At 69.9% G+C, this 25,813-nt stretch carries 22 protein-coding genes; 11 read left to right on the forward strand and 11 right to left on the reverse strand.

Going from position 1 to position 25,813, the window contains the following annotated elements; all coding sequences use genetic code 11:
* The first annotated feature begins 429 nt into the window (after positions 1–429).
* Genes ACV7NL_RS12790 through ACV7NL_RS12800 form a run of 3 tightly spaced genes read left to right on the forward strand, consistent with a single transcriptional unit; the run spans position 430 to position 7,144 of the window.
* Positions 430–3,714, forward strand: coding sequence for a transglutaminase family protein (locus ACV7NL_RS12790; protein ID WP_463355872.1), 3,285 nt, complete (start codon positions 430–432; stop codon positions 3,712–3,714).
* Positions 3,711–6,230 carry a circularly permuted type 2 ATP-grasp protein gene (locus ACV7NL_RS12795; RefSeq protein WP_463355873.1) on the forward strand — a complete coding sequence of 840 codons (2,520 nt, stop codon included), beginning with the start codon at positions 3,711–3,713 and terminating at the stop codon, positions 6,228–6,230. Before ACV7NL_RS12790 ends, ACV7NL_RS12795 begins: the two co-directional genes overlap by 4 nt.
* Entirely contained in the window at positions 6,227–7,144 is a 918-nt protein-coding gene (locus ACV7NL_RS12800; protein WP_056479995.1) for a transglutaminase family protein, read from the forward strand. The genes ACV7NL_RS12795 and ACV7NL_RS12800 overlap by 4 nt, the downstream gene beginning before the upstream one ends.
* A gap of 40 nt (positions 7,145–7,184) precedes the next feature.
* Here ACV7NL_RS12800 and mntR read toward each other — a convergent pair whose 3' ends face one another.
* Entirely contained in the window at positions 7,185–7,637 is a 453-nt protein-coding gene (gene mntR, locus ACV7NL_RS12805) for a manganese-binding transcriptional regulator MntR (RefSeq protein ID WP_056180515.1), read from the reverse strand.
* A 106-nt stretch (positions 7,638–7,743) separates the two neighbouring features.
* Complete coding sequence (locus ACV7NL_RS12810; protein WP_463355874.1) at positions 7,744–8,631, reverse strand: LysR family transcriptional regulator; 888 nt, start codon at positions 8,629–8,631, stop codon at positions 7,744–7,746.
* A gap of 210 nt (positions 8,632–8,841) precedes the next feature.
* Here ACV7NL_RS12810 and ACV7NL_RS12815 point away from each other — a divergent pair, with 210 nt between their 5' ends.
* The 6 genes from ACV7NL_RS12815 (at position 8,842) to lpdA (ending at position 15,309) form a co-directional block, all read left to right on the forward strand.
* Positions 8,842–9,153, forward strand: a complete 312-nt coding sequence (locus tag ACV7NL_RS12815) for an FtsB family cell division protein (RefSeq protein ID WP_463357120.1) — start codon at positions 8,842–8,844, stop codon at positions 9,151–9,153.
* A 146-nt stretch (positions 9,154–9,299) separates the two neighbouring features.
* Entirely contained in the window at positions 9,300–10,406 is a 1,107-nt protein-coding gene (gene pdhA / locus ACV7NL_RS12820) for a pyruvate dehydrogenase (acetyl-transferring) E1 component subunit alpha (protein ID WP_056180180.1), read from the forward strand.
* Between the two features lie 100 nt (positions 10,407–10,506).
* Entirely contained in the window at positions 10,507–11,949 is a 1,443-nt protein-coding gene (locus tag ACV7NL_RS12825; RefSeq protein WP_463355875.1) for a pyruvate dehydrogenase complex E1 component subunit beta, read from the forward strand.
* A gap of 59 nt (positions 11,950–12,008) precedes the next feature.
* On the forward strand, positions 12,009–12,290 hold the full coding sequence (locus tag ACV7NL_RS12830; RefSeq protein WP_056180508.1) for a DUF5076 domain-containing protein: 282 nt from the start codon (positions 12,009–12,011) through the stop codon (positions 12,288–12,290).
* Positions 12,291–12,346: 56 nt separating this feature from the next.
* Positions 12,347–13,783: a pyruvate dehydrogenase complex dihydrolipoamide acetyltransferase gene (locus ACV7NL_RS12835; protein ID WP_463355876.1), complete on the forward strand. Its 1,437-nt coding sequence runs from the start codon at positions 12,347–12,349 to the stop codon at positions 13,781–13,783.
* 86 nt (positions 13,784–13,869) lie between these two features.
* The gene (gene lpdA, locus ACV7NL_RS12840; protein ID WP_463355877.1) at positions 13,870–15,309 is read left to right on the forward strand and encodes a dihydrolipoyl dehydrogenase; all 1,440 of its coding nucleotides are present in this window, start codon (positions 13,870–13,872) and stop codon (positions 15,307–15,309) included.
* 89 nt (positions 15,310–15,398) lie between these two features.
* Here the strand turns inward: lpdA and ACV7NL_RS12845 are convergent, their stop codons facing one another.
* From ACV7NL_RS12845 to paoA, 4 genes are all read right to left on the reverse strand, one after another.
* Positions 15,399–15,632 (reverse strand): hypothetical protein, encoded by a 234-nt coding sequence (locus ACV7NL_RS12845; RefSeq protein ID WP_156375932.1) that lies wholly within the window; start codon positions 15,630–15,632, stop codon positions 15,399–15,401.
* Positions 15,633–15,843: 211 nt separating this feature from the next.
* The gene (paoC, locus tag ACV7NL_RS12850) at positions 15,844–18,063 is read right to left on the reverse strand and encodes an aldehyde oxidoreductase molybdenum-binding subunit PaoC (protein ID WP_463355878.1); all 2,220 of its coding nucleotides are present in this window, start codon (positions 18,061–18,063) and stop codon (positions 15,844–15,846) included.
* Between the two features lie 4 nt (positions 18,064–18,067).
* Complete coding sequence (locus tag ACV7NL_RS12855) at positions 18,068–19,018, reverse strand: FAD binding domain-containing protein (protein WP_463355879.1); 951 nt, start codon at positions 19,016–19,018, stop codon at positions 18,068–18,070.
* Positions 19,015–19,641 (reverse strand): aldehyde dehydrogenase iron-sulfur subunit PaoA, encoded by a 627-nt coding sequence (gene paoA, locus ACV7NL_RS12860; protein ID WP_463357121.1) that lies wholly within the window; start codon positions 19,639–19,641, stop codon positions 19,015–19,017. Before paoA ends, ACV7NL_RS12855 begins: the two co-directional genes overlap by 4 nt.
* A 547-nt stretch (positions 19,642–20,188) precedes the next feature.
* Here paoA and ACV7NL_RS12865 point away from each other — a divergent pair.
* Positions 20,189–20,653, forward strand: a complete 465-nt coding sequence (locus ACV7NL_RS12865; protein WP_056480017.1) for a hypothetical protein — start codon at positions 20,189–20,191, stop codon at positions 20,651–20,653.
* Positions 20,654–20,668: 15 nt separating this feature from the next.
* On the opposite strand, the gene ACV7NL_RS12870 is transcribed toward ACV7NL_RS12865, so the two are convergent.
* The 4 genes from ACV7NL_RS12870 to ACV7NL_RS12885 all read right to left on the reverse strand — a co-directional run bounded on the left by ACV7NL_RS12870 (position 20,669) and on the right by ACV7NL_RS12885 (position 23,249).
* Positions 20,669–20,980, reverse strand: coding sequence for a hypothetical protein (locus ACV7NL_RS12870; RefSeq protein ID WP_463355880.1), 312 nt, complete (start codon positions 20,978–20,980; stop codon positions 20,669–20,671).
* 54 nt (positions 20,981–21,034) lie between these two features.
* Complete coding sequence (locus tag ACV7NL_RS12875) at positions 21,035–22,045, reverse strand: anion permease (RefSeq protein WP_463355881.1); 1,011 nt, start codon at positions 22,043–22,045, stop codon at positions 21,035–21,037.
* Positions 22,046–22,053: 8 nt separating this feature from the next.
* The gene (locus tag ACV7NL_RS12880) at positions 22,054–22,710 is read right to left on the reverse strand and encodes a DUF47 domain-containing protein (RefSeq protein WP_056180153.1); all 657 of its coding nucleotides are present in this window, start codon (positions 22,708–22,710) and stop codon (positions 22,054–22,056) included.
* Between the two features lie 98 nt (positions 22,711–22,808).
* Positions 22,809–23,249 (reverse strand): Lrp/AsnC family transcriptional regulator, encoded by a 441-nt coding sequence (locus ACV7NL_RS12885; RefSeq protein WP_056180150.1) that lies wholly within the window; start codon positions 23,247–23,249, stop codon positions 22,809–22,811.
* Positions 23,250–23,474: 225 nt separating this feature from the next.
* Here ACV7NL_RS12885 and ACV7NL_RS12890 point away from each other — a divergent pair, with 225 nt between their 5' ends.
* Complete coding sequence (locus tag ACV7NL_RS12890) at positions 23,475–24,731, forward strand: D-amino acid dehydrogenase (RefSeq protein ID WP_056480024.1); 1,257 nt, start codon at positions 23,475–23,477, stop codon at positions 24,729–24,731.
* A gap of 7 nt (positions 24,732–24,738) precedes the next feature.
* Here the strand turns inward: ACV7NL_RS12890 and ACV7NL_RS12895 are convergent, their stop codons facing one another.
* On the reverse strand, positions 24,739–25,668 hold the full coding sequence (locus ACV7NL_RS12895) for an AEC family transporter (RefSeq protein WP_156375933.1): 930 nt from the start codon (positions 25,666–25,668) through the stop codon (positions 24,739–24,741).
* Positions 25,669–25,813: the final 145 nt, after the last annotated feature.

Here is a 25,813-nt window from a genome sequence, read left to right on the forward strand (position 1 = left end):
GCATGCCGCCCGTGAAAGAACCCTCATAGCCTATTCGCGTGCGGCAGGGGGGCAAAGCATGGGCCGAGGGCGAAGTTCCTGTTCCCCGCACCGCATCGGGACTGCCGGCCGACCCGCCGGGGCAGGATGCCGGCAGCATACGGGAACACACACGAAGCGCCTGCGGTGCACGAAACTTGCTAGTCGATGGCGCCCGTACACGTCCTGGCTGCTTCCGGCCCGCCGGCGGCGGGCGCGGCGGGCGGGTCGCCCCGAGGGCTTGCAGCCCGGCGGGCCATCGCTCCGAAGGCCATCGCGTGCGGGTCGCCGTTCGCGTATGTCTCTGGTGAAGCTTCTTCCGGGTCACCGCAGGGTGGTGCCCCGTTTCTCCGCCGCCGGTGCGTGCCCCGCACATGTCCGGCGCCCTGTCCAGATACAGCGGGAGCCCCCGTGTCGATCAAAGCCGCCCTGCACCACGTCACCCACTACACCTACGATCGGCCGATCGCGCTCGGACCGCAGGTGATCCGCCTGCGCCCGGCGCCGCACACGCGCACCGCCGTGCCGGCCTATTCGCTCAAGGTCCTGCCCGAGAACCACTTCATCAACTGGCAGCAGGACCCGAACGGCAACTGGCTCGCCCGGCTGATCTTCCCGGAGAAGACGACCGAGCTGAAAATCGAGGTCGACCTCACCGCCGACATGTCGGTGATCAACCCGTTCGACTTCTTCGTCGAGGATTACGCCCAGGCCCGCGGCTTCACCTATGCGGACGACCTCACCGCCGAGCTGAAACCCTACCTCGTCCTCGACGACGCCATGGCGCCGGAAGTCGACGCCTTCCTGGAGCGCCTGCCGGCCGAGCCCAACACGGTGCTGTTCCTGGTGGCGCTCAACGCCCAGGTGGCGGGCGAGATCACCTACGGCGTTCGCATGGAACCCGGCGTGCAGAGTGCCGCCGAGACCCTGACGCTCAAGAGCGGCTCCTGCCGCGACTCGGCCTGGCTGATGGTGCAGATCCTGCGCCGCATCGGCCTGGCCGCCCGCTTCGTCTCGGGCTACCTGATCCAGCTCGTGCCAGACACCACGGCGGTCGACGGCCCGGCCGGCACCACCACCGACTTCACCGACCTGCACGCCTGGGCCGAGGTCTACCTGCCCGGCGCCGGCTGGATCGGGCTCGACGCCACTTCGGGCCTCCTCTGCGGCGAGGGGCACATCCCCCTGGCGGCCACCCCGCACTACGCCTCGGCGGCCCCGATTTCGGGCCTCGCCGAGCCGGCGAAGGTCGAGTTCGGCTTCGAGATGACGGTGACCCGCGTGGCCGAGGCGCCGCGCATCACCAAGCCGTTCTCCGAGGAGGTCTGGTCCGCCATGGACGCGCTCGGCGAGCGCATCGACGCCGATCTCGCCGCGCAGGACGTCCGCCTGACCATGGGCGGCGAGCCGACCTTCGTCTCGATCGACGACTTCGAATCGGCCGAATGGAACGCGGCCGCGGTCGGCCCGACCAAGCGCGGCCTCGCCGACAAGCTGATCCGGCGCCTGCGCACCCGCTTCGCCCCCGGCGGCATGCTGCATTACGGCCAGGGCAAGTGGTATCCGGGCGAGAGCCTGCCGCGCTGGGCCTTCGCCCTGTACTGGCGCCGGGACGGCGTGCCGGTCTGGACCGATGCCGACCTGATCGCCGCCGAGGACGGCCCGCGCGACGCGACCATCCACAAGGCCAAGGACCTGATCGACGGAGTCGCCAAGCGCCTCGGCCTCGGCGCCTACGTGTTTCCGGCCTTCGAGGACCCGGTCTACTGGACCGAGAAGCGCGACGAGCTGCCCGTCAACGTCACCACCGCCGAGCCGCATTACCCCAACCCCGAGACCAATGCCCGCATGGCCCGGGTGTTCGAGCGGGGACTGGGCGAGGCCGCCGGCTACGCCCTGCCGCTGGCCAGCCTGCCCACCGGCAAGGACGGGGATTCCGACCGGCTGTGGATCTCCGAGCCCTGGGAGTTCCGCCGCGGCCACGCCTTCCTGACGCCGGGGGACTCGCCCGTGGGCTATCGCCTGCCGCTCTCCGCGCTGCCCCACGTGCCGCAGGAGCACTATCCCTACTACCAGCCGCAGGACACGCTCGAGGAGCGCGATGCGCTGCCCGAAGGCCATCCCGGGCCCGAGACCGTCAACGGCTCCGGCGTCACCGGCGTGGCCGTGCGGACCGCCTTCGCGGTGGAGCCGCGCGACGGCATCCTGCACGTCTTCATGCCGCCGCTGCAGCGGGTCGACGAGTACCTGGAACTGCTCGGCCACCTGGAGTGTGCCGCCGCCGAGTTGAAGCAGACCCTGCACATTGAGGGCTACGAGCCGCCCTTCGACCCGCGCCTGAACGTCATCAAGGTCACGCCCGACCCCGGCGTGATCGAGGTCAACGTGCATCCCGCCCCGACCTGGCGCGACGCGGTGCGGATCACCACCGACCTCTACGAGGATGCCCGCCAGATCCGTCTCGGCGCCCAGAAGTTCATGACCGACGGGCGCCACACCGGCACCGGCGGCGGCAACCACGTGGTGCTGGGCGGCGCGACCCCCAACGATTCGCCGTTCCTGCGCCGGCCCGACCTGCTGAAGAGCCTGGTGCTGTACTGGCAGCGCCACCCGGCCATGTCCTACCTGTTCTCCGGCCTCTACATCGGTCCGACGAGCCAGGCGCCGCGGATGGACGAGGCGCGCCATGACGGGCTCTACGAGCTCGAGATCGCGATGGCGCAGGTGCCCAAGCCCGACGAGCCCAACATCCCGCGCTGGCTCGTCGACCGCATCTTCCGCAACATCCTGGTGGACGTGACCGGCAACACCCACCGGTCCGAGATCTGCATCGACAAGCTCTACTCGCCGGACGGCCCCACCGGCCGCCTGGGCCTGCTCGAGTTCCGCTCCTTCGAGATGCCGCCGGACCCGCGCATGAGCCTGGCGCAGCAGCTCCTCCTGCGCGCCATCGTGGCCTGGCTCTGGCGCGAGCCGCAGGCCGGCGGCTGTGTCCGCTGGGGCACGGGCCTGCATGATCGCTTCATGCTGCCCCACTTCTTGTGGGCCGACTTCCTCGGCGTGCTGGAAGACTTGCGGGCAGCCGGCTACGACTTCGACCCGGCGGCTTTTGTTGCGCAGCGCGAGTTCCGCTTCCCGGTGTTCGGGACGGTGGAGCAGGGCGGCGTCAAGCTGGAGCTGCGCCAGGCCCTCGAACCCTGGCACGTGCTGGGCGAGGAGGGCGCGATCGGGGGCACCGTGCGGTACGTGGATTCGTCGGTGGAGCGGCTGCAGGTGAAGGTCGAGGGCTATGTCCCCGGCCGGCACATCATCGCCTGCAACGGCCGGCGCCTGCCGATGACCGGCACCGGGACCTCGGGCGAGGCGGTGGCGGGCCTGCGCTTCAAGGCGTGGCAGCCGGCCTCCTCGCTGCATCCGACGATCCCCGCGCACTCGCCGCTCACCATCGACATCCTCGATGCCTGGAGCGGCCGGTCGCTCGGGGGCTGCCGTTACCATGTCAGCCATCCGGGCGGGCGCAACTACGAGACCTTCCCGGTCAACACCTACGAGGCGGAGGGGCGTCGCCTCGCCCGCTTCCAGGCCCACGGCCACACCCCGGGCAAGATCGCGATGCCGCCGGAGGAGACCAACCGCGAGTTCCCGATGACGCTCGACCTGCGCATGCCGGCCCCGCCGGGCGTCACGCCCCGATGAGCGAGGCGGCTACGGCGGAGAGACAGGGACGGGCCGAGCGCCTCGCGCGCTGGACCTCCGCCTATCGGCCGCAGCCGGGCGTGCCGGACGAGTTCATGGACCGCGATGGCCGGCCGAAGGGGGCTTGGCTACGCTTCCTCGACCGGCTCGGCGACCTCGACGAACTGGAGATCGGCGCGCGCTTCGTCTCGGCGGTGCGCCGTATCCGCGACACCGGCATCTCGTACCGGATCTACGGCGACAAGCGCGAGCACGCCTGGCCGCTCGGATCGCTGCCGCTGGTCATCGAGCAGGGGGACTGGGAGGCCCTGAGCGCCGGCATCGTCGAGCGCGCCGGTCTGATGGAATCGATCCTTTCGGACCTCTACGGCGCGGGCCGGCTCGTCGCCGGCGGCCTGCTGCCGGCCGCCGTGGTGGCGGGCAGCCCCGAATTCATGCGGCCGCTCGTCGGCGTCACGCCGCCGGGCGGGCGCTACCTCAAGCTCTACGCCGCCGACGTCACCCGCGGGCCGGACGGACGCTGGCGCATCCTGGCCGACCGGACGCAATCGCCCTCCGGCCCCGGCTACGCGCTGGAGAACCGCCTCGTCCTGACGCGGGCCTTCCCGGACCTCCACGCCGATCTCCGGGTCGAGCGTCTCGCGGCCTTCTTCCAGGCGTTTCGCGATGGCCTCGCGGTGGGGGCCGAGCGCAGCGACCCGCGCATCTGCCTCCTCACCTCCGGGGTGTTCAGCTCGACCTATGTCGAGCAGGCCGCGCTCGCGCGCTATCTCGGCCTGCTGCTGGTGGAGGGCGACGACCTCGTGATGCAGGACGGCGCCCTGCATGTCCGCACCGTCTCGGGCCTCAAGCGCGCCGACGTACTGTGGCGCCGGATCGATTCGGACTACATCGACCCCCTCGAACTGAACCCGGGCTCCCGCCTCGGCGTACCCGGCCTCGTGGAGGCCCTGCGCAACGGCAGTCTCGTGGTCGGCAACATGCCGGGCTCCGGCATCCTCGAATCCGGCGCGCTGGCCGCCTACCTGCCCGGCATCGCCCGACACTTCCTCGGCCGCGACCTGCAGATCGCCGGGCCGCGAACCTGGTGGTGCGGCGACCCGGATGCCCTGGCGCAGGTGCGCGACAACCTCGACGGGCTGAGCCTGCGCCCGGTGGCCACCCCGCCGAAGGGCGCGGTGCGCGACGCGATCCTGGCCCCGCACGCCCTCGATGCCGAGCGCGACCGGCTGCTCGCGGCCCTGCGCGACCGGCCCTTCGACTACGTGGCCCAGGAGACCATGCCGCTCGCCACCATGCCGGGCTGGGACCGGAGCGGCGGCGGTCTCAGGCTGGTGCCGCGCCCCTTCGTGCTGCGCGTCTTCGCGGCGGCGACTCCGGACGGCTGGCGCGTGATGCCGGGCGGCTTCTGCCGCATCTCGGAGCGGCCGGAGGTCGAGCCCCTGGAGATGCGCGCCGGCATCAAGTCGGCCGATGTCTGGGTGCTGTCGCGCGATCCGGTCGATACGGCGACGCTGATCCAGCCGGGCTCCGCCCGGGTGCGCCGCATCGCCGGCCACCTGCCGTCGCGGGCCGCCGACAACCTGTTCTGGTTCGGACGCTACGTCGAGCGGGCCGAGGCGGTGATCCGCCTCGTCGTCGCCCATCTGGGCAGCGTCGGCTCCGCCGTCATCGCCGACATGGCGGGCGACGCCAAGGCCCCGACGGCCCTGCGCATCCGGGCGCTGCTCGACGAGTGGGGTGCCATCGAGGCCCCGAACCTGCCCACCGCCGCCCTGGCCCAGCAGGCGCTGAGCGGCCCGGACGCCTACGGCTCGGCCCTGCGCCACAGCCTGTCGGCCCGGGCCAACGCCGCAACCTTGCGCGAACGCCTGTCGGGCGAGGCCTGGCGGGCCCTCGCCGATCTCAAGGACCTGCTGGAGATCGACGCGGGCCACGTCCTTTCGGAAGCGGAACTGCTCAGCCTCGCCGAGCGGGCGCTCAGCCACATCGCGGCCCTGTCGGGTCTGGCGCAGGAGAACATGAACCGCACCGCCGGCTGGCACTTCGTCGATCTCGGCCGCCGCATCGAGCGGGCGATCAACACCTGCGCCTTCGCGACGCGCTTTGCGGGCGACGAGGCCACGGCGGAGGATCTCGGCGTGATGCTGTCCCTGTGCGATTCACACGTCTCGTTCGGCGCCCGGTACCTGCAGGGCGTGGCCCTGGACCCGGTGCGCGACATGGTGCTGCTCGATCCGTTCAATCCGCGGTCGGTGGCCTTCCAGGTCGAGGCGATCGTCCGGCATCTCGGGGAGTTGCCGGTCCTACGGGTCGACGGGCTGCCCGAGCCGCAGCAGCGCCTCGCCGCCAGGCTCGCGGCCGAGTTCGCCACCGGCGAGGCGGCGGAGTTCGACGGCGCGGCCTTGACCCGCCTCGAGAACGCGGTCGAGGGCCTCGCCGACGCCATCGCCACCCGCTACTTCCCCAACGGGCCGCACGCCCTGCGCCCCGAGAAGCTGGTGGGGCTCGCGTGATCTATACGCTGCGCCACCTCACCACCTACCGCTATGCCCGCCCGGTCCGCTTCGCCCGCTGCGCCCTGCGCCTGCGCCCGCGCGACGGCGAGGGCCAGACGGTGCTGGAGAGCAGCCTGACGATCGCGCCCGACCCGCGCACGCGGGTGGTGCGGCGCGACTATTTCGGCCTCGACGTGACCGTGGTGACGATCGACGCGCCCCATACCGAACTGCGGGTCGAGGCGCTGTCGCGGGTGCGCGTCGAGCGCGCGCCGCTGCCCGCCCCTGAATCCGGCCGCGCCTGGGAGCAGGTGCGCGACGAGTCCGTCACCGGACGCCGCCTCGGTCCCGACGAGCCGGTGCATTTCCAGTTCCCGAGCGTCCGCGTGCCCCTGGTGCCGGCTGTGACGGACTATGCCCGCGTCAGCTTCCCGCCCGGCCGCAGCGCCTACGGGGGCGCCGTCGATCTCATGCAGCGCATCCGGGCGGATTTCCGGTTCGACGCGAAGGCGACCACGGTCCACACGCCCCTCGCCGAGGCCTTCGCCCTCAGGGCCGGCGTCTGCCAGGACTTCACCCACATCATGATCGCGGGCCTGCGCGGGCTCGGCCTGCCGGCCGCCTATGTCAGCGGCTACCTGCGGACGATCCCACCGGTCGGGCGCCCGCGCCTGCGCGGCGCCGATGCGAGCCACGCCTGGGTCTCGGTCTGGTGCGGCGACAGCTGGATCGGCCTCGATCCCACCAACGGCATCGGCATGTGCGACGATCACATCGTGGTGGCGCGCGGGCGCGACTACACCGATGTCTCACCCATCGACGGCATCGTCTCCTCGTCCGGTCCGCAGAAGCTCAAGGTCGAGGTCGACGTGGTGCCGGACGGCGAGCCGATGCCCGAGGCCGCCGCCGCGCCCCAGACCGTCCCGGCCTGAGCCGGTCCCCGGCGCACGCCCCGCAAGAATTTCGCACCGGTCAGGCCGACTTCGCCGTGAACAGCCGAAACGCCTCCAGGGTCTCGGCGCTGACATGGTGCTCGATGCCCTCGGCGTCGCGGCGCGCGATCTCGGGGCTGACCCCGAGAGCGCACAGGAACTGCTCGACGATGCGGTGGCGCTCGCGGCTCTGCACGGCCAGGGCCTGACCCGCCTCCGTCAGGAACACACCGCGATAGGGGCGCTGCTGCACCAGGCCGTCCTCGGCCAAACGCTTGAGCATCTTGGCCACGGTGGGCTGGGCCACTCCGAGGCGGGCGGCGATGTCGACCTGACGCGCCTCGCCGCCATCGCCGATCAGGTCGGCGATCAGCTCGACGTAATCCTCCACCAGTTCGAGCCGGCGCGCCTCGCGGGCCTGCCGGAAGCTCTCCACGTGGACGTCGGGATCGACGAGGGCCGTATCGGGAGCGGGGGCGGTCGAATCCTGCATCTGGCCGGCGAACTCCCCCGAATTCAGGCGCCCGGGATAGGCGCCCGAGCCGGGTTGTACCGAAGCGATGTCCCTGATGGGAGCCCCCAGGCGTCCGAAAGCCGCCTTAACCGCGCAGGTCGGCCACAAAATCCCGCGTGAACCGCGGCAGGTCGGCCAGCGAGCGCACGCAGATGGTGAGGTCGCGCAGGGCCCAGGCATCCTCGAGCGGAACGATGGCCAGCGGCATCGTGCGGGCGGCCCGCGCCGCCGTGGTCTCCGGCACGATGCCGAGCCCGACGCCGCAGGCGACGAGCCGGCAGATCGCGTCGAAGCTGCGCAACTGCACCCGCAGCCGCATGGGCGGGCGCCCCGTGCGCGCCGCCTTGTCGGCGAGGAACCGGGTCAGCGCGCTGGTGCGGTCGAGCCCCACCAGGGGATGCTCCATCACCTCCGCGAAAACGACCGCGTCCCGCGCCGCCAGGGAATGGTCGGCAGCCGCCACCATGACGAAGCGGTCCTGGCGGAACGGGTAGGTCTCCAGCGCGCCGGTATCCACCGTGCCGGCGACGATGCCGAGATCGGCCGAGCCCTCGGCCACCAGCCCGACGATCTCGTCCGAGGTCCGCTCCTCGATATCGACGCTGACCCCGGTCCGGCGGGCCAGGAACGCGCTCAGAACCTCGGGCAGGAATTCGGTCAGCGCATTGGTGTTCGAGACCAGCCGGATCTGCCCCACCGTGCCGCCGGAGAACGCCGCCAGGTCCTCCTGCATCCGGTCGATCCGCTCCAGGAGCCCGCGCGCATGGGCGAGCAGGCTGCGCCCCGCCGGGGTCGGGACGACGCCCTGGCGCCCGCGCGTCAGGAGGGCCGCCCCCAGGGTCTCCTCCATGGCGCGAATCCGCACCGAGGCGGCGGCCAGCGCGAGATTGGCCCGGGCCGCCCCGTGGGTGATCGATCCCGCCTCGACCACGTGGCGGAACAGGCCGAGATCGACGAGGTCGAACCGCATCATCGCATCCGCATACCCGTGCGCAGAGCCCTGTGCCGCATGGCCCTGTACCGCATGGTCTCGTTCGCCCTGGTCCTGATCGCCATGCTGGTCCTGATCTCCATGCCGGTTCTGATCTCCATGCTGGTTCTGATCATCATGGCCTCGAACATTATGGCCCAGCCTCATCGTCGCGTCAGGACTTCCTTAACCGTACGCGCGCATCGTGCCCGCATGGTGGTCCGTCGTCGTGTCCGTGCTGTTCTGATTCCCCTCGGCCTCTACGCCGTGTCGGGCCTCGTCGTGGGCTTCTTCGTGCATCAGGCCGAGAGCGGGAATCGCGGCCTCGAGGCCAAGCGCGCCCTCAAGGTCCAGGCCCGGGCCCTGAACCAGGAACTGAACGCCGCGAAGGCCGACCGGGCGATCTGGGAGCATCGGGTGGCCCTGCTGCGCAGCGATCAGATCGACCGCGACCTCCTGGAGGAGCGCGCCCGGGTCATGCTCGGCCGTGTCCATGCCAACGACGTGGTCATCATCGATCCCTGACCCCCGCGGCGACACGGGACAGCGCGGCGAAACCATCCCGGCCCCGCCTGACAACTTCCCGGTTCTGTCGGGATGCCGGCCTCGCTTTCCCGAAGGGCGTGTCCTAGAACCCCGATGAGAACAGATGTTCCCCGGGGAGTCCGCCGATGGTTGCCGCGAAGGATGCAGGCCGAGCCGCCTCCGACACACGTCCGCCGGAGAGCAGCGAACCTGCGAAGGCGGGCCAGTCCGGCGGGGCCGCGAGCCCGGCCGAGATCCATGCCCCGGCTGCGAATTCCCCCCAGTTCACCCGCGAGGAAGACCTCCACGCCTATCACGAGATGCTGCTGATCCGGCGCTTCGAGGAGAAGGCCGGCCAGCTCTACGGCATGGGCCTGATCGGCGGGTTCTGCCACCTCTATATCGGCCAGGAAGCGGTCGTGATCGGCATGCAGATGGCCTCGGTCGACGGCGACCAGGTCATCACCGGCTATCGCGACCACGGCCACATGCTGGCCTGCGGCATGGACCCGAAGGGGGTCATGGCCGAGCTGACCGGCCGGCGCGGCGGCTACAGCCGCGGCAAGGGCGGCTCGATGCACATGTTCTCCCGCGAGAAGCAGTTCTTCGGCGGCCACGGCATCGTCGGCGCCCAGGTCTCCCTCGGGACCGGTCTCGCCTTCGCCGACGCCTACAAGAAGAACGGCAATGTCAGCCTGACCTACATGGGCGACGGCGCGGCCAACCAGGGCCAGGTCTACGAGAGCTTCAACATGGCGCAGCTGTGGAAGCTGCCCGTGGTCTACGTGATCGAGAACAACCGCTACGCCATGGGCACGTCGGTGGCCCGGGCCTCGGCCCAGACCGACTTCTCGCGGCGCGGCATTTCCTTCGGCATTCCCGGCGAGCAGGTCGACGGCATGGACGTCCGCACCGTGCGCGAGGCCGCCGCCCGGGCGATCGAGCACGCCCGTTCGGGCGAGGGTCCCTACATTCTCGAGATGCAGACCTACCGCTATCGCGGCCACTCGATGTCCGATCCGGCCAAGTACCGGACCAAGGACGAGGTCTCGAAGATGCGCGAGGAGCACGACCCCATCGAGATGGTGCGCAAGCGCCTGATCGAGATGCACGGTGTGCCGGAAGCCGACCTCAAGGCCACGGACGCCAAGGTGCGCGAGACCGTGAACGAATCCGCCGAGTTCGCCACGCACGATCCCGAGCCGGACCCCTCCGAGCTGTGGACCGACATCCTGCTGGAAGCCCGCGCCTGAGACCCATCACGTGTCGGAGACGGGGGCCGCGTCCCGCATGCGCGGCCGCGCCCCTGCCTCCGAAGGGCTGACCGCCTCATCCTCGATCGACGAGCATTCCATGGCGACCGACATCCTGATGCCCGCCCTGTCTCCCACGATGGAGGAGGGCAAGCTGTCCAAGTGGCTCAAGAACGAGGGCGACGCGGTCAAATCCGGCGACGTGCTCGCCGAGATCGAGACCGACAAGGCGACGATGGAGGTCGAGGCCATCGACGAAGGCATTCTGGCCAAGATCCTGATCGCGGAAGGCTCCGAGGGCGTGAAGGTCAACACGCCGATCGCCGTCATTGCCGCCGAGGGCGAGGACGTCTCGGCCGCCGCGGCGGGTGGCGGCGCCCCGAAGGCCGATGCCCCGGCACAGGCGGCGCCTGCACCCGACATGCAGGCGGAGGGCCAGGCCGAGAGGCCGGCGCCGAGCGCCAAGACCGCTGACGATGCGCCCAAGGCCCCGGCCGCCCCCGCCACCATCACCAACAAGGCGCCCGCGCCCGTGATGGCGGAATTCCCCGAGGGCACCGAGATGGTGACCACGACCGTCCGCGAGGCCCTGCGCGACGCCATGGCGGAGGAGATGCGCCGCGACGACGCCGTCTTCGTGATGGGCGAGGAGGTCGCCGAGTACCAGGGCGCCTACAAGATCACGCAGGGGCTGCTGCAGGAGTTCGGCGCCCGCCGCGTGGTCGACACCCCGATCACCGAGCACGGCTTCGCCGGCATCGGCGTCGGCGCCGCCTTCACGGGCCTGCGGCCGATCGTCGAATTCATGACCTTCAATTTCGCCATGCAGGCGATCGACCACATCATCAACTCGGCGGCCAAGACCCTCTACATGTCCGGCGGTCAGCTCGGCTGCCCCATCGTGTTCCGCGGCCCGAACGGCGCGGCGGCCCGCGTCGGCGCCCAGCACAGCCACGACTACTCGGCCTGGTACTCCAACGTCCCCGGCCTCAAGGTGATCGCGCCCTACACCGCGTCCGACGCCAAGGGGCTGCTCAAGGCCGCGATCCGCGATCCGAACCCGATCATCTTCCTGGAAAACGAGATCCTGTACGGCCAGAGCTTCCCGGTGCCGAAGCTCGACGATTTCGTCCTGCCGATCGGCAAGGCCCGGGTCCACCGCACCGGCAAGGACGTGACCATCGTGTCGTTCTCGATCGGCATGACCTACGCCCTGAAGGCGGCGCAGGCGCTGGCCGAGGAGGGCATCGAGGCGGAGGTGATCGACCTTCGGACGCTTCGCCCGATGGACACCGAGACGGTGGTGGCATCGGTCAAGAAGACCGGCCGCTGCGTCACCGTGGAGGAGGGTTTCCCGCAATCGGGCATCGGCGCCGAGATCTCGGCCCGCCTGATGGTCGATGCCTTCGACTACCTCGACGCCCCGGTCCTGCGCGTCACCGGCAAGGACGTGCCGATGCCCTACGCCGCCAACCTCGAGAAGCTTGCGCTGCCCAACGTCGCCGAGGTGATCGAGGCGGTGAAGGCCGTCTGCTACCGCTGAGAACGTTGCGCGTTCCCCTCCAACTCTTCCCGGTCCGGGGAGAGACCGGAGACGAGATGATGACCCAGAAATTCGAAGAACTCTCCGCCCCGCCGGATGCCATCGAGAACGGTGGCATCGAAGTGTTGCGGGCCAGCGTCGTCGACGGCGCGGTGAGCATCGCGCTGCGGCGCTCGTTCGACGATCCGGCGACCTGGGGCCGCCTGCTGGCCGACCTCGCCCGGCAGGCGGCGCGGGTCTACGCGCTGGAGACCGAGATGTCCGAGGACGAGGCTTTCGCCCGCATCGGCGCCGGCTTCGAAGCCGAAAGCCTCGACCCCGACGCACCGATTCTGAACTGACCGCCGCCCTTTGACGCCGCCCGCCACCGACCGCTGACGCTCAGGATCTTCACCCCATGCCCATCAACGTCCTGATGCCCGCCCTGTCGCCCACGATGGAGAAGGGCACCCTCGCCAAGTGGCTCAAGAAGGAGGGCGACGCGATCAAGTCCGGCGACGTGCTCGCCGAGATCGAGACCGACAAGGCGACGATGGAGGTCGAGGCCATCGACGAGGGCATCCTGGCCAAGATCCTGGTGGCGGAGGGCACCGCCGACGTGCCGGTGAACGACCTGATTGCCATCATCGCGACGGATGGCGAGGACCCCGCCGGCGTGCAGGCCTCCGGCGGCGGCGGGGCGGCTGAAGCTTCGCAGGCCGAATCCGCGAAAACGGATGCCGCCGCGAACGCGACGCCCGGCGGCGGCACGATGGCGTATGCCCGCGTCAACGAGGCGCCGGACGGCGCCCAGCCTCGCGACGCCAAGCCAGAGGGTGGCAACACGGGGGGCAACACGGGGGGCGCGACGTCCGAGAGCGGGCGCGTCTTCGCCTCGCCGCTGGCCCGCCGGATCGCCAAGCAGGAGGGCGTCGATCTCGGCGCGGTGACGGGCTCCGGTCCGCGCGGGCGGGTGATCGAGCGCGACGTCCGCGCGGCGCTCGCCGCAGGCACCGGCAAACCAGCCGAGGCTGCCCCGAAGGCGGTCGACACGCCGAAGGCCGCCGCCGCGCCGGCTGCCCCGGCGCCCGCCAAGGCGGCGGCACCGGTCGGCCTCACCGTCGATCAGGTCCGCGGCTTCTACCCGAAGGGCACCTTCGAGGAGGTGCCGCTGGACGGGATGCGCAAGACCATCGCCAAGCGCCTGACCGAGGCGATGCAGGTGGCGCCGCACTTCTACCTCACGGTGGATTGCGAACTCGACGCCCTGATGGCCCTGCGCGAGCAGCTGAACAGCAGCGCGGGCAAGACCAAGGACGGCAAGCCGCTGTTCAAGCTCTCGGTCAACGACTTCGTCATCAAGGCGATGGGCCTCGCCCTCATGCGGGTGCCGGCCGCCAACGCGGTCTGGGCCGAGGACCGCATCCTGCGCTTCGACAATGCTGAGGTCGGCGTCGCGGTGGCGATCGACGGCGGGTTGTTCACGCCGGTGATCCGCCGGGCCGACCAGAAGACGCTCTCCACCATCTCCAACGAGATGAAGGATTTCGCCGCCCGGGCGCGGGCCAAGAAGCTGAAGCCCGAAGAATACCAGGGCGGCGTCACCTCCGTGTCCAACCTCGGCATGTTCGGCATCAAGCACTTCACCGCGGTGATCAATCCGCCGCAATCCTCGATCCTCGCGGTGGGGGCCGGCGAGAAGCGCATCGTGGTGCGCGACGGCGCCCCGGCCGTGGCGCAGGTGATGACCGCGACCCTCTCCTGCGACCACCGCGTCCTCGACGGTGCGCTGGGTGCTGAGCTGATCTCGGCGTTCAAGGCCCTGATCGAGAACCCGATGGGGATGCTGGTCTAGGCGGAACGCAGAGACCGCTAGGCGAATACGGCTGAACCACCCTCACCCCGGTCCCTCCCAGAGCGTGGAGGACGTAGGAGCGCCCGATGGCCGACACCTATGACATCCTCATCATCGGCGCCGGCCCCGGCGGCTACGTGGCGGCGATCCGGGCGGCGCAGCTCGGGTTCAAGACGGCGGTAATCGACCGCGAGCATCTCGGCGGCATCTGCCTGAACTGGGGCTGCATCCCGACGAAGGCCCTGCTGCGCTCGGCCGAGATCTACCACTACATGCAGCACGCCGCCGATTACGGGCTGTCGGCCGAGAAGGTCGGGTTCGACACGGCCGCGATCGTCAAGCGCTCGCGCGGAGTCTCGACGCGGCTCAACGGCGGCGTCGGCATGCTGCTGAAGAAGAACAAGGTCGACGTGATCTGGGGCGAGGCCACCGTGACGGCCGCCGCCAAGGGCAACCAGCCGGGCCAAGTCACCGTCAAGGAGACCACCCGCGCCCCGGCCCCGAAGGGCGCTCTGGCGGCCGGCTCGTATTCCGCCAAGCACATCATCGTCGCCACCGGCGCGCGGCCCCGCGCGATCCCCGGGATCGAGCCGGACAAGAAGCAGATCTGGACCTACTACGAGGCGATGGTGCCCGAGACCATGCCGAAGAGCCTGCTGGTGATGGGCTCCGGCGCCATCGGCATCGAATTCGCCTCGTTCTACCGCACCATGGGCGCCGAGGTGACGGTGATCGAGCTGCTGCCGCAGATCCTCCCCGTCGAGGATGCGGAGATTGCAGGCCTCGCCCGCAAGCGCTTCGAGAAGCAGGGCATCAAGATCCTCACCGGCGCCAAGGTGACGAAGGTGCAGAAATCCGCCGACGCCGTGACGGCGACGATCGAGACGGGGGACGGCAAGTCCCAGCAACTGACGGCGGAGAAGCTGATTTCGGCGGTGGGCGTCGTCGGCAACATCGAGGGCATCGGCCTCGAAGCGCTCGGCGTTACCATCGAGCGCGGCATCGTGGTGACCGACGGGCTCGGCCGCACCAACGTGCCGGGCCTCTACGCCATCGGCGACGTCGCCGGCCCACCGATGCTTGCCCACAAGGCCGAGCACGAGGGCGTGCTGTGCGTCGAAACGATCAAGGGCCTGCACACCCACGCCATGGATAAGGCCAAGATCCCCGGCTGCACCTATTGCCAGCCTCAGATCGCCTCCGTGGGCCTGACCGAGGCCAAGGCGAAGGAGCAGGGTTTCGCCGTCAAAGTCGGCCGCTTCCCGTTCGCGGGCAACGGCAAGGCCATCGCGCTCGGCGAACCGGACGGGCTGGTGAAGACCATCTTCGACGCCAAGACCGGCCAGCTCCTCGGTGCCCACATGGTCGGCGCCGAAGTCACCGAGCTGATCCAGGGCTACGTCGTCGCCATGAACCTGGAGACCACCGAGGAAGACCTGATGCACACGGTCTTCCCGCACCCGACGCTCAGCGAAGTGATGCACGAGAGCGTGCTCGATGCGTACGGGAAGGTGATCCACAGCTAGGGCGACGGACCGGATCACCCAAACAGAACCCCGCCGGAACGCTCTGTTCCGACGGGGGAATCACCCTCTGGTTGTGGTGCGATCAGCGATCAGACGTGGGCCGACGCCCGCCAAGTCGAGAGAAAGTGGGCGTTCACCCGTGCGGGGCGGCGTGGTCCCGCGTCTAACGCTCCGCGCGCCAGTGTGACGGCTGCGGCGCCGAGAACGGCGAGGCTTCCGCCGAGCGGAGCCGCGATGACGGCTTCGAGAAGGCCGTGCGACCACATCAGCGCAGAGCCGCCCAGAGCACCCAGAAGCGCGACAGGAATGAATCCAACGATCATGATCTTGCCTCCGTGGTTCGTATCAGGCCAACGCCCGGACACGGAGCTTGTTGCACGTGGGCGTTGCGTTTTCGGCGGACCTGACGACGCAGATCCGGGCCGGCCTCGGCGCACGGCTTGGGCAGCGCACCCGCCCGCGACCTGCCACGATTGAAAATCCATGGGGGCCGCCGCAGCGAATGCCGCGACCGCCTACGCGCCAGGGCTCGGGTCAGGCGGCGTCCGGCATCTGCCCGAGCAGCTTGTCGAGGGTGATCGGGTAGCTCCGCACCCGTACGCCGGTGGCGTTGTAGACCGCGTTGGCCACCGCCGCGCCGACGCCGCAGATGCCGAGTTCGCCGACGCCCTTGGCCTTCATCGGCGAGGATTGCGGATCGACCTCGTCGAGGAAGATCACCTCCTGATGCGGGATGTCGGCATGCACCGGCACTTCGTATCCGGCCAGATCGTGATTGACGAAGAAGCCCCGCTTGGTGTCGACCGCGAGTTCCTCCATCAGGGCAGCGCCGACCCCCATGGTCATGCCGCCGATCACCTGGCTGCGCGCCGATTTCGGATTGAGGATGCGACCGGCCGCGCACACCGCCAGCATGCGCCGGACCCGGATCTCCGCCGTGTCGACGTCGACGCCGACCTCGACGAAGTGGCCCGCGAAGGTCGATTGCTGCTGCTTCTTGGCGAGATCGCCGTACTCGATCGAATCCTCGGCCACGAGTTCGCCGTCGCTGGCCGCCTTCGCCAGCGCTTCGGTCCGGTTGCCCGAGCGGACCTCGCCGTCGGCGAAGGCGGCATCGGCCGAGTTGAAGCCGAGGCGCTGGGCCACCGCCTCGCGCAGCTTCACGCAGGCCGCGTAGACGCCCGCCGTCGAATTGTTGGCGCCGAACTGACCGCCGGAGCCGGCCGAGACCGGAAAATCCGAGTCGCCGAGGCGCACCACCACCTTGTCGAGGGCAACGCCCATCATCTCCGCCGCGGTCTGGGCGATGATGGTATAGCTGCCGGTGCCGATATCGGTCATGTCGGTCTCGACCGTGACCACGCCGTCGCGGCCGAGCCGGACGCGCGCGCCCGATTTCATCAGCAGGTTGTTGCGGAAGCCGGCGGCCATGCCGATGCCCACGAGCCAGCGCCCGTCCCGAACCTGTCCCGGCTTCGGATTCCGCTTCGACCAGCCGAAAGCCTCGGCCCCGCGTTCGAGGCAGCCGACGAGATTCCGGTGCGAGAACGGACGCTCCGGGTGGCCCGGATCAACCTGGGTGTCGTTGCGGATGCGGAAGGCCACCGGGTCCATGCCCAGCTTCTCCGCCATCTCGTCCATGGCGACCTCCAGGGCCATCAAGCCAGGCCCCTCACCGGGCGCCCGCATTGAATTGCCTTCCGGCAGATCGAGATGCGCGAGCTTCATGCCCGTCAGGCGGTTGGCGCCCGCATACAGGAGCTTGGTCTGGTCGACCGCCGTCTCGGGCTTGCCCTGCGGGAGGTTGCCCGAGGTGCTCTCGTGCGCGATGGCGGTGATCGTGCCGTCCGGAGTCGCGCCGATGCGGATGCGCTGGATGGTCGCCGGACGGTGCGTGGTGTTGTTGGCCACCAGCGGACGCGTCAGCGCGACCTTGACCGGGCGGCCGGCGGCCTTGGCGGCCAGGGCCGCCACGACTGCGTCGGAGCGTACGAACAGCTTCCCGCCGAATCCGCCGCCGATATAGGGCGAGTCGATCCGCACGGATTCCGCCGGGATGTTCAGGATCTTGGCGATGCTGCCCTTGGTCCAGGCGATCATCTGGTTGGAGGTCCACAGGGTGAGCTTCTCGCCCTCCCAGGCCGCGATGGTGGCGTGCGGCTCCATCATGGCGTGGCTCTCGTCGGGCGTCGTGTAGGTCTCGTCGAACGTGACGGGGGCCTTCGCGAAAGCGCCCTCAAAGTCACCCGCCCGGTCCTCGCCGCCGCTGCTGCTCCCCTCACCGCTGTCGCCCGGAACCGGCTTGGCCGAGGGCGCCACCGCAGCGAGGTCGAACTGGCCGGCCTCGCGGGCATAATCGACCTTAACCAGGAAGGCGGCGGCCCGTGCCTGCTCGAAGGTCTCGGCCACCACCACGGCGATCGCCTGATGGTAGTGCTGAATCTCCGCGCCGCCGAAGAGGTTCGCGGCGTTCATCTTGCCGAGGCCGAGCTTCGGCATGTCGAGGGTGGTCACGATGGCGACGACGCCGGGCGCGCGCTTGGCGGACGCGGTGTCGATGGCGCGCACCCGCCCCTTGGCGATGCCGGCGCCGAGCACGTAGCCATAGGCCTGGTTCGCCGCGACGTCGTGGCGCTCATAGGCATAGGCTGCCGTACCGGTGGTCTTGTACTTGCCGTCGATGCGGTCGGTGGCCTTGCCGACGAGCTTGAGCTGGTCGATCGGGTTCTGGCCCGCGGGGGTGTCGAACTTCATGGCTCTAGGCCCTCGCTTCGGTCAGCGCCGCCGAGAGGGTGCGCTCGGCCAAGGTCAGCTTGTAGGCATTGTCGTGAGTGGGTTTGGCCCCGTCGAAGGCCCGGGCGGTCACCGCCTTGGCACCGCGCGCCATCTCGCCCTCGGCGGTTTCCACCCGCCACGGCTTGTGCGCCACGCCGCCGAAGGCCGCCCGGCCGGAGCCGTCCGGCTGCACCACCGCCGCCACCGACACCAGAGCGTAGGCATAGGAGGCCCGGTCGCGGACCTTGCGGTAGATATGGGCGCCGCCGAGGGGCTTGGGCAGCGTCACCGCGGTGATCAGCTCGCCCGGTGCCAGCGTGGTGTCGACCTCCGGCCGGTCGCCCGGCAGGCGGTGGAACTCGGCCATCGGTATGGTGCGCGTCGCGCCCTTGACGTTCACGGTCTCGACGGTGGCGTCGAGCACCCGCATGGCCACCGCCATGTCGCCCGGATGGGTGGCGATGCAGGCCTCGCTCGCGCCGATCACGGCGAGCTGACGCGAGACACCGTCCAGGGCCGAGCAGCCCGAGCCCGGCTGGCGCTTGTTGCAGGCCTGGGCCGTGTCGTAAAAATACGGACAGCGGGTGCGCTGCAGGAGGTTGCCGGCCGTGGTCGCCTTGTTGCGGAGCTGGCCCGACGCGCCAGCCAGCAGCGCCCGGCTCAGCACGGCGTAGTCCTTGCGCACCCGGGCATCGGAGGCGAGATCGGTGTTGCGCACCAGGGCGCCGACGCGAAGACCGCCCTCGGGAGTGGGCTCGATCTGATCCATGCCGAGGCCGTTGACGTCCACGAGATGGGTCGGGGTCTCGATCTGCAGCTTCATCAGATCGAGGAGGTTGGTGCCGCCGGCAATGAACTTGGCGTTCGGGTTGCGGGCAACGGCGGCGGCCGCCTCGGCGGCGGAGGCCGGGCGCTCGTACGTGAAGGACTTCATGCCTGCTTCCCCGCGACTTCGGTCATCGCTTCGACGATGTTGGAATAGGCGCCGCAGCGGCAGATGTTGCCGCTCATGCGCTCGCGGATCTCGGCGTCGGTGACCTGCATCGGTGCGTTCAGATCGGCGGTAACGTGGCTCGGGATGCCGGCCTTGATCTCGGCGAGCACCGCCACGCCGGAGCAGATCTGGCCCGGCGTGCAGTAGCCGCACTGGTAGCCGTCATGCTTGATGAAGGCGGCCTGCATCGGGTGCAGGGCGTCTGGCTGGCCCAGACCCTCGATGGTGGTGATCTCCGAGCCCTGATGCATGACCGCGAGGGTCAGGCAGGAATTGATGCGTCGGCCATCGACGATCATCGTGCAGGCGCCGCACTGGCCGTGGTCGCAGCCTTTCTTCGAACCGGTCAGGTGCAGGTGCTCGCGCGCGGCGTCGAGCAGGCTGGTGCGGATGTCGAGGTCCAGATCCCGGCGCTGGCCGTTCACCGTCAGCGAGACCTTCGCCATCACCGGCTTGTCCGGGCCGGACAAGGGACCAGCCTTGGGACCAGCCTCGGGGCGGGATTCGGCACCGGCCCGGGACGGCACCGCCGCCAGGGCTGCACAGGCCGTCGCACCGGCCATCACGTCGCGTCGACTCACGTCATTCTCTCCAGCACTGGCCTTCTCCCGGAAACTGGCCTTCTCTCCGGGACTGGCCTTCTCTTGGAGACTAGACTTTTCTCCACGACTCGACATGGCGATCTCTGCATCTGTTGGAGAATGGAGCTGACGGCGGGGCGCCCGAAACGAGGATGTCGCAAGAACAACGCAGCCTGACAGTGGGACCGGATGCCGGCCTCGGACGATCCCATCCCGGGGCGGAGCCGCATCCCGAAATGGCGTGTCGGACGTGAACGCAGAACTCGTCGTCTTGGTCCCTGGAATTTCTCCAGACTGCCCGCCCCGGCGGAACGATGTGTTCGCTCGCACACGCCTGTGCCTCATCCGGATGCGGCCGATTCTCGCGCTAACCATCCACCGCCGCGACCGAGGGGTCTCCGGGAACCATCGAGGCCCCGCAGCGCTTCGGCCTTCCGAAGAGCGCGAGCCGGGGCTCCCTTGAGCCATCTCGTCGCGGACGGACACGTGCCCTAGCTCTCCGCCAGGGACCTCACAGCGAAGGTGCGCGATGCAAAAGGGATTTCGGTGGATCGGCCGGGTGGCGGTGCCGATGGCGGCCCTGATCGTCGGGGCCGGCACGGCCAGCGCCGACTGCATCCGGCACGTCTACAACCGCTCGCCCCTGGTGTTGGTCGGCAGCCAGGCGGGCGGCCCGTCCTTCACGATCCGTCCGGGAACGTCCCGGGCGATCCGGCTGTCCGGCCCCGGGGGCCTGGACCTCGCGGGTTACTGCGCCCCCTACGGACGCGGCGACGGCGATCCGGCGGCTTTCGGCCCTCCGGCGGTCCAGACGGCCCTACGCTACACCGCCGTTCTCGACCGCTGCTACATGGAGATCGGGCACGATTTCTTCGATCGCGAACTCGGCCGCGGCTTCCTGCCCCGCCGGGATACAGCTCCGTTCACCGTTAACAACCCGAAGCAGGGCGACGTGGTGCTCTACACCGACACGGCTGTGTGCGGCCCGCGCTGACGGGTCCTCGGCCTTTCAGATCGGGTGCGGCACCTCGGGCTTGAGCTTGAGCGGCCGCGCCAGCTTCTTCGAGAGGCGTCCGGCGGCCTCGATCGTGGCGCCCTCCGGGTTGGCCGCCGCCACGATGCCCAGGGCCTCGTCCTGGGAAGCGGCCCGAACCGCATAGACGCGCAGAGGCTCGCGCCGCTGCTTCACCGCCACGAGGAAGACCTGGCTCTTTCCGCTCCGGCGGGAGCGGGACTTGTCGGTCCCGGGCGGTTCGGTCCCAGGCGATTCGGTCTCGGGTGGTTGCTGGCGCGGCAGGTCGGAAACGACCGTCTGGGGCATCGTGCATCCTGGCTCATGTCGCATCCGGCCCCCGCAAGGGGGCTTCGTCCCTCGTCATCGCACCAGGGCGGTCAGGCCGTAGCAGGCGGCCCCGATCCCGGCGGCGGCCGGCAGGGTCAGGACCCAGGCGACGACGATATTGCTGGCAACGCCCCAGCGCACCGCAGAGGTCCGGCGCGCGGCGCCGACGCCGATGATCGCGCCCGTGATGGTGTGGGTGGTCGAGACCGGCACTCCGAGCCAGGTCGCGGTGAACAGCGTGATCGCCCCGCCGGTCTCGGCGCAGAAGCCCTGCATCGGGTTCAGCCGGGTGATCTTCGAGCCCATCGTGTGGACGATGCGCCAGCCGCCGAACAGCGTGCCGAGCGCCATGGCGGACTGGCACGCGATCACCACCCAGAGCGGCACGTGGAACGCGCCGCCGAGATGCCCCTGCGAGTAGAGCAGCACCGCGATGATCCCCATGGTCTTCTGCGCGTCGTTGCCGCCGTGCCCGAGGGAGTAGAGCGAGGCCGAGACGAACTGCAGGGCGCGGAAGCGCCGGTCGACCACGAACGGCGTCGACCGCACGCACAGCCACGACACCGCGAGCACCAGCACGAGGGCCAGCAGGAAACCGAGAAGGGGCGACAGCACGATGGCGGCGGCCGTCTTGGTGAGACCGCTCCAGACCACCGCGTCGAACCCCGCCTTGGCCATGCCCGCCCCGATGAGGCCACCGACCAGGGCATGCGAGGAACTGGACGGGATGCCGAAGATCCAGGTGACGACGTTCCACGCGATGGCGCCCACCAGCGCACTGAAGATCACCTGCGGGTCGATGATGCCGGCATCGACAATGCCGGTCCCGAGGGTCTGGGCCACGTGCAGACCGAAGAACAGGAACGCGATGAAGTTGAAGAACGCCGCCCACAGCACCGCATATTGCGGGCGCAGCACGCGGGTCGACACGATGGTGGCGATGGAATTGGCCGCGTCGTGCAGGCCGTTGAGGAAATCGAAGACCAGCGCCACGGCGATCAGGCCGACGAGAGCGGGCAGGGCGAGCGCGGTGGCCTCTGTCATCGGATGCCCTAAACGTTCTCGATCACGATGCCGCTGATTTCATTGGCGACGTCCTCGAACCGGTCGACCACGTCCTCGAGGTGGCCGTAGATCTCGGCGCCGATGAGGTAGGCCATGGTGTCGCCGTCGCCGCCATCCTTGCGATGCGCCTGGTAGAGGGCCTTCAACCCGCGCTCCTGCATCTCGTCCGAACGGCCTTCGACCCGGGTGATCGCCTCGGTCAGCGTGTTGATCCGCGCCGCATGGGTGCCGATGGCGCTGAGAAGCGGGATCGCCTCTGCGGTCAGGCGGGCCGCCTCGATCACGGTCCCGCCCATCTCGCGCATCAGCGGATCGAAGGTCCGCACTTCGTAGAGCGCGATCGTCTTCACGGTCTTGTTCATCTGGTCGATGGCATCGTCCATCGACTGGATCAGGTCCTTGATGTCCCCCCGGTCGAACGGCGTGATGAAGCTGCGGCGGACCGCGAGCAGGACCTCGGCGGTGATCGCGTCCGCCTCGTTCTCGTGGGCGACCACCTGCTGGCAGTAACCCGGAACCGCCTCGCCGCCCCGAAGGACATTCTCGAGCGCCTCGGCCCCGGCCACCAATGTCCGCGAGTGCCGCTCGAACAGATCGAAGAACCGATCCTCGCGCGGCATCAACGCCTTGAACCACCCCAGCATCCCGGACTCCGCCACCGAACGAGTTGGTTAGCCAACTAGTGTTCTGCGGATCGCCGGACCAGGGCGGCTGGGGCGATTTCGCGCTCGTCCGCGGGCCTCTACCGGCCGACCACGGTGCGGATGGTGAAGCTCGATTGGATGCGGGCAACCCCGGGCAGCTTCGACAGCACCGCACGGTGCAGTTGCTCGTACTCCGCCATGTCGGCGACCCGGATCTTCAGCAGGTAATCCGAATCGCCGGTCATCAGGTGGCAGTCCTGGATGTCGGGGCATCGGCGAACGGCTGCCTCGAAGCGGTTGAGGCACTCCTCCGTCTGCCGCTCCAGCGCGATCCGGGTCATGACCACCAGGCCCGCCGAGCCTGGACCGTCGAGGAGCACGGTGTAGCCCCGGATCGTCCCGTCGCGCTCCAGGAGGCGCAGGCGTCGCAGGCAGGCGGAGGCCGAGAGCCCGACGCGTTTGGCGAGAGCCGCGTTCGGAATGCGCGCCTCCTCACGCAGGATTCGCAGGATCGCGGCATCGATCTCGTCCGCCGGCATGTCCGTTTCCAAGCTCCCACAACGATCGGCCCAAGAAGTGCAGGATCGTGCACTGATAAAGCACATGACCGCATGATCTGCGAAAGGTTGGCAGCAACGCTCGCACGATTCGGTGTTTCTGTGGCGCGTGATCCCGTCGGCTCGGGCGGCCCGGTTCACCCTGGCCCTGCGCGTGCATCGCCCACGCGATCCCCGGGGCGGGATTTCCGGAGGGGAGACGGTCGGATGCGGGTCCTGGTTCTCGGAAGCGGCGTCGTCGGCGTCACCACGGCCTATTACCTCGCCAAGGCGGGCCACGCCGTCACGGTGGTGGACCGTCAGCCCGCCGCCGGGATGGAGACCAGCTTCGCCAATGCGGGCCAGGTCTCGCCGGGCTACTCGGCGCCCTGGGCGGCGCCCGGCATCCCCATCAAGGCGATGAGATGGCTGATGATGCGCCACCGGCCCCTGGTGCTGTGGCCCTCCGTCGAACCGCGCTTCTATGGTTGGCTGGCGCGCATGCTCGCGAACTGCACCGAGGAGGCCTACACCCGCAACAAGGGCCGCATGGTCCGCCTCGCGGAGTATAGCCGCGACGTCCTGCGCGACCTGCGCACCGAGACCGGCATCGCCTACGACCATCGCACCGGCGGCACGCTGCAGCTCTTCCGCACCCGGAAGCAGCTCGACCATATCGGCGACGACACCCGCGTGCTCGACACCTACGGCGTCGCCTACACGGTGCTGGACCCGGCCGGCTGCATCGCCGCCGAGCCGGCGCTCGCCGGGGTTCAGGCCAAGTTCGTCGGCGGCCTCCGTCTTGCGGGCGACGAGACCGGCGATGCGCACCTGTTCACGCAGCGCCTCGCGGCCCTGTGCGAAGGTCTCGGCGTGCGCTTCCGCTACGGGACCCGCATCGACGGGCTTCGGACCGAGGGCGATCGGGTCACGGGTGTCGTCTGCGGCGCCGACACCCTCCAGGCCGACGCCTACGTGGCCGCCATGGGCTCCTTCACCGCGGCGCTGCTGCATCCCCTCGGCCTGCGCCTGCCGATCTACCCGGTGAAGGGCTACTCGCTGACCTTGCCGGTGACGAACCCGGAGGGCGCACCGGTCTCCACCGTGATGGACGAGACCTTCAAGGTGGCGGTGACCCGCCTGGGCGACCGCATCCGGGTGGGCGGCACCGCCGAACTGGCGGGTTTCAGCGATGCCCTGCGGCCGCCGCGGCGGGCCACCCTCGAGCATTGCGTGCGCGACCTGTTCCCGAACGGCGGCGACCTCGGGGCAGCGCGGTTCTGGACCGGTCTGCGCCCGATGACGCCGGACGGGACACCGATCGTCGGCGCGACGCGCTACGCCAACCTCTACACCAACACCGGGCACGGCACCCTCGGCTGGACCATGGCCTGCGGCTCGGGCCGGGTTCTGGCCGATCTCCTGTCCGAACGCGCGCCCGAGATCGACCATGCCGACCTCGCTTTGGCCCGCTACGCCGCCTGATGCCCGATCAGGCGGTGAACCGCTCCAGAATCAGCAGCACCAGCGGAATGGCGAGGCCGGCCAGTACCGTCTGCAGGGCGAGGATGCCGGCCATCAGGGGCGCATCACCGCCGAGCTGTCGCGCCATGATGTAGGACGAGGAGGCGGTCGGCAGCGACTGGAACAGCAGCGCGGTCGCGGCGGCCGGCCCGTGCAGGCCGGCGACGCGGCAGGCCAGGATGGTCACGGCCGGCATCAGGATGAACTTGGCCGCCGAGGCGATCAGGACCGGCCGCAGCCAGGTCCGCACCGTGGCGGGATCGAGGGCCGCGCCGACGCAGAGCAGCCCGAGGGGGAGGGAGGCCTGGCCGAGGGCCTTCAGCATCGGCTCCAGGCCGGGCGGCAGGCCGAGGCCGCCGGCCTGCAGGAGGATGCCGATCAGGCAGGCGACGACCAGCGGATTCAGCGCGAGCTGCCGGGCCACCGACCCCGGGGCGAGCCGGCCGGCCGAGCCGTACCGGGCGAAGACCAGGACGCACAGGATGTTGACGGTCGGCACGATGGCGGCGTTGGCCACCGCCGCGAGGGCGATGCCCTGCGCGCCGAAGACCCCCGCCGCCGCCGAGACGCCGACGTAGTTGTTGAAGCGCACGCCGCCCTGGAACACCGAGGTGAAGGCGGCCCCGTCGAGGCCGAGCCTCGGCCGCAAGGCCAGCAGGAGGCCGGCCACCATCAGGGTCGAGGCCACGAGGACGCCGGCCAGTGCGAAGACCGGGACCCCGTCGAGGCGGGCGGTGGCGAGGCCGTGGACGAACAGCGACGGCAGCAGCACGTAGTAGCCGAGGCGTTCGGCCTGACCCCAGAAGGTCTCCGCCACCAGCCCGCTCCGGCGCAGCACCATCCCGAGGGCGATCAGCAGGGCGATCGGCACCAGGGCGAGAATGACGGTGACGGTCACGCGTCGCCCCGGTCGGGCATCGACGCGGCGGCGGGTAGGAAACCCATGGGACGGGGACTCGGGCGGACTTTTTAGGACGGGACCTTCGGGAGCCATCGAGGCCTCGGGGGGAGGGCGCCGATGCGCGGACCGGAGCCCGCGCATC

The organism is Methylobacterium sp. Ger2507, from assembly GCF_055231875.1.

What these genes read in the sequence shown, in the direction of transcription:
- ACV7NL_RS12890 (WP_056480024.1), top strand. Translation starts at nt 23,475, where the DNA reads ATGCGGGTCCTGGTTCTCGGAAGCGGCGTCGTCGGCGTCACCACGGCC.
- ACV7NL_RS12795 (WP_463355873.1), top strand. Translation starts at nt 3,711, where the DNA reads ATGAGCGAGGCGGCTACGGCGGAGAGACAGGGACGGGCCGAGCGCCTC.
- ACV7NL_RS12825 (WP_463355875.1), top strand. Translation starts at nt 10,507, where the DNA reads ATGGCGACCGACATCCTGATGCCCGCCCTGTCTCCCACGATGGAGGAG.
- ACV7NL_RS12815 (WP_463357120.1), top strand. Translation starts at nt 8,842, where the DNA reads ATGGTGGTCCGTCGTCGTGTCCGTGCTGTTCTGATTCCCCTCGGCCTC.
- ACV7NL_RS12875 (WP_463355881.1), bottom strand. Translation starts at nt 22,045, where the DNA reads ATGACAGAGGCCACCGCGCTCGCCCTGCCCGCTCTCGTCGGCCTGATC.
- ACV7NL_RS12870 (WP_463355880.1), bottom strand. Translation starts at nt 20,980, where the DNA reads ATGCCCCAGACGGTCGTTTCCGACCTGCCGCGCCAGCAACCACCCGAG.
- paoA (WP_463357121.1), bottom strand. Translation starts at nt 19,641, where the DNA reads ATGGCCGGTGCGACGGCCTGTGCAGCCCTGGCGGCGGTGCCGTCCCGG.
- ACV7NL_RS12885 (WP_056180150.1), bottom strand. Translation starts at nt 23,249, where the DNA reads ATGCCGGCGGACGAGATCGATGCCGCGATCCTGCGAATCCTGCGTGAG.
- ACV7NL_RS12835 (WP_463355876.1), top strand. Translation starts at nt 12,347, where the DNA reads ATGCCCATCAACGTCCTGATGCCCGCCCTGTCGCCCACGATGGAGAAG.
- ACV7NL_RS12855 (WP_463355879.1), bottom strand. Translation starts at nt 19,018, where the DNA reads ATGAAGTCCTTCACGTACGAGCGCCCGGCCTCCGCCGCCGAGGCGGCC.
- ACV7NL_RS12845 (WP_156375932.1), bottom strand. Translation starts at nt 15,632, where the DNA reads ATGATCGTTGGATTCATTCCTGTCGCGCTTCTGGGTGCTCTGGGCGGC.
- mntR (WP_056180515.1), bottom strand. Translation starts at nt 7,637, where the DNA reads ATGCAGGATTCGACCGCCCCCGCTCCCGATACGGCCCTCGTCGATCCC.
- ACV7NL_RS12810 (WP_463355874.1), bottom strand. Translation starts at nt 8,631, where the DNA reads ATGATGCGGTTCGACCTCGTCGATCTCGGCCTGTTCCGCCACGTGGTC.
- ACV7NL_RS12830 (WP_056180508.1), top strand. Translation starts at nt 12,009, where the DNA reads ATGACCCAGAAATTCGAAGAACTCTCCGCCCCGCCGGATGCCATCGAG.
- ACV7NL_RS12865 (WP_056480017.1), top strand. Translation starts at nt 20,189, where the DNA reads ATGCAAAAGGGATTTCGGTGGATCGGCCGGGTGGCGGTGCCGATGGCG.
- lpdA (WP_463355877.1), top strand. Translation starts at nt 13,870, where the DNA reads ATGGCCGACACCTATGACATCCTCATCATCGGCGCCGGCCCCGGCGGC.
- ACV7NL_RS12880 (WP_056180153.1), bottom strand. Translation starts at nt 22,710, where the DNA reads ATGCTGGGGTGGTTCAAGGCGTTGATGCCGCGCGAGGATCGGTTCTTC.
- pdhA (WP_056180180.1), top strand. Translation starts at nt 9,300, where the DNA reads ATGGTTGCCGCGAAGGATGCAGGCCGAGCCGCCTCCGACACACGTCCG.
- paoC (WP_463355878.1), bottom strand. Translation starts at nt 18,063, where the DNA reads ATGAAGTTCGACACCCCCGCGGGCCAGAACCCGATCGACCAGCTCAAG.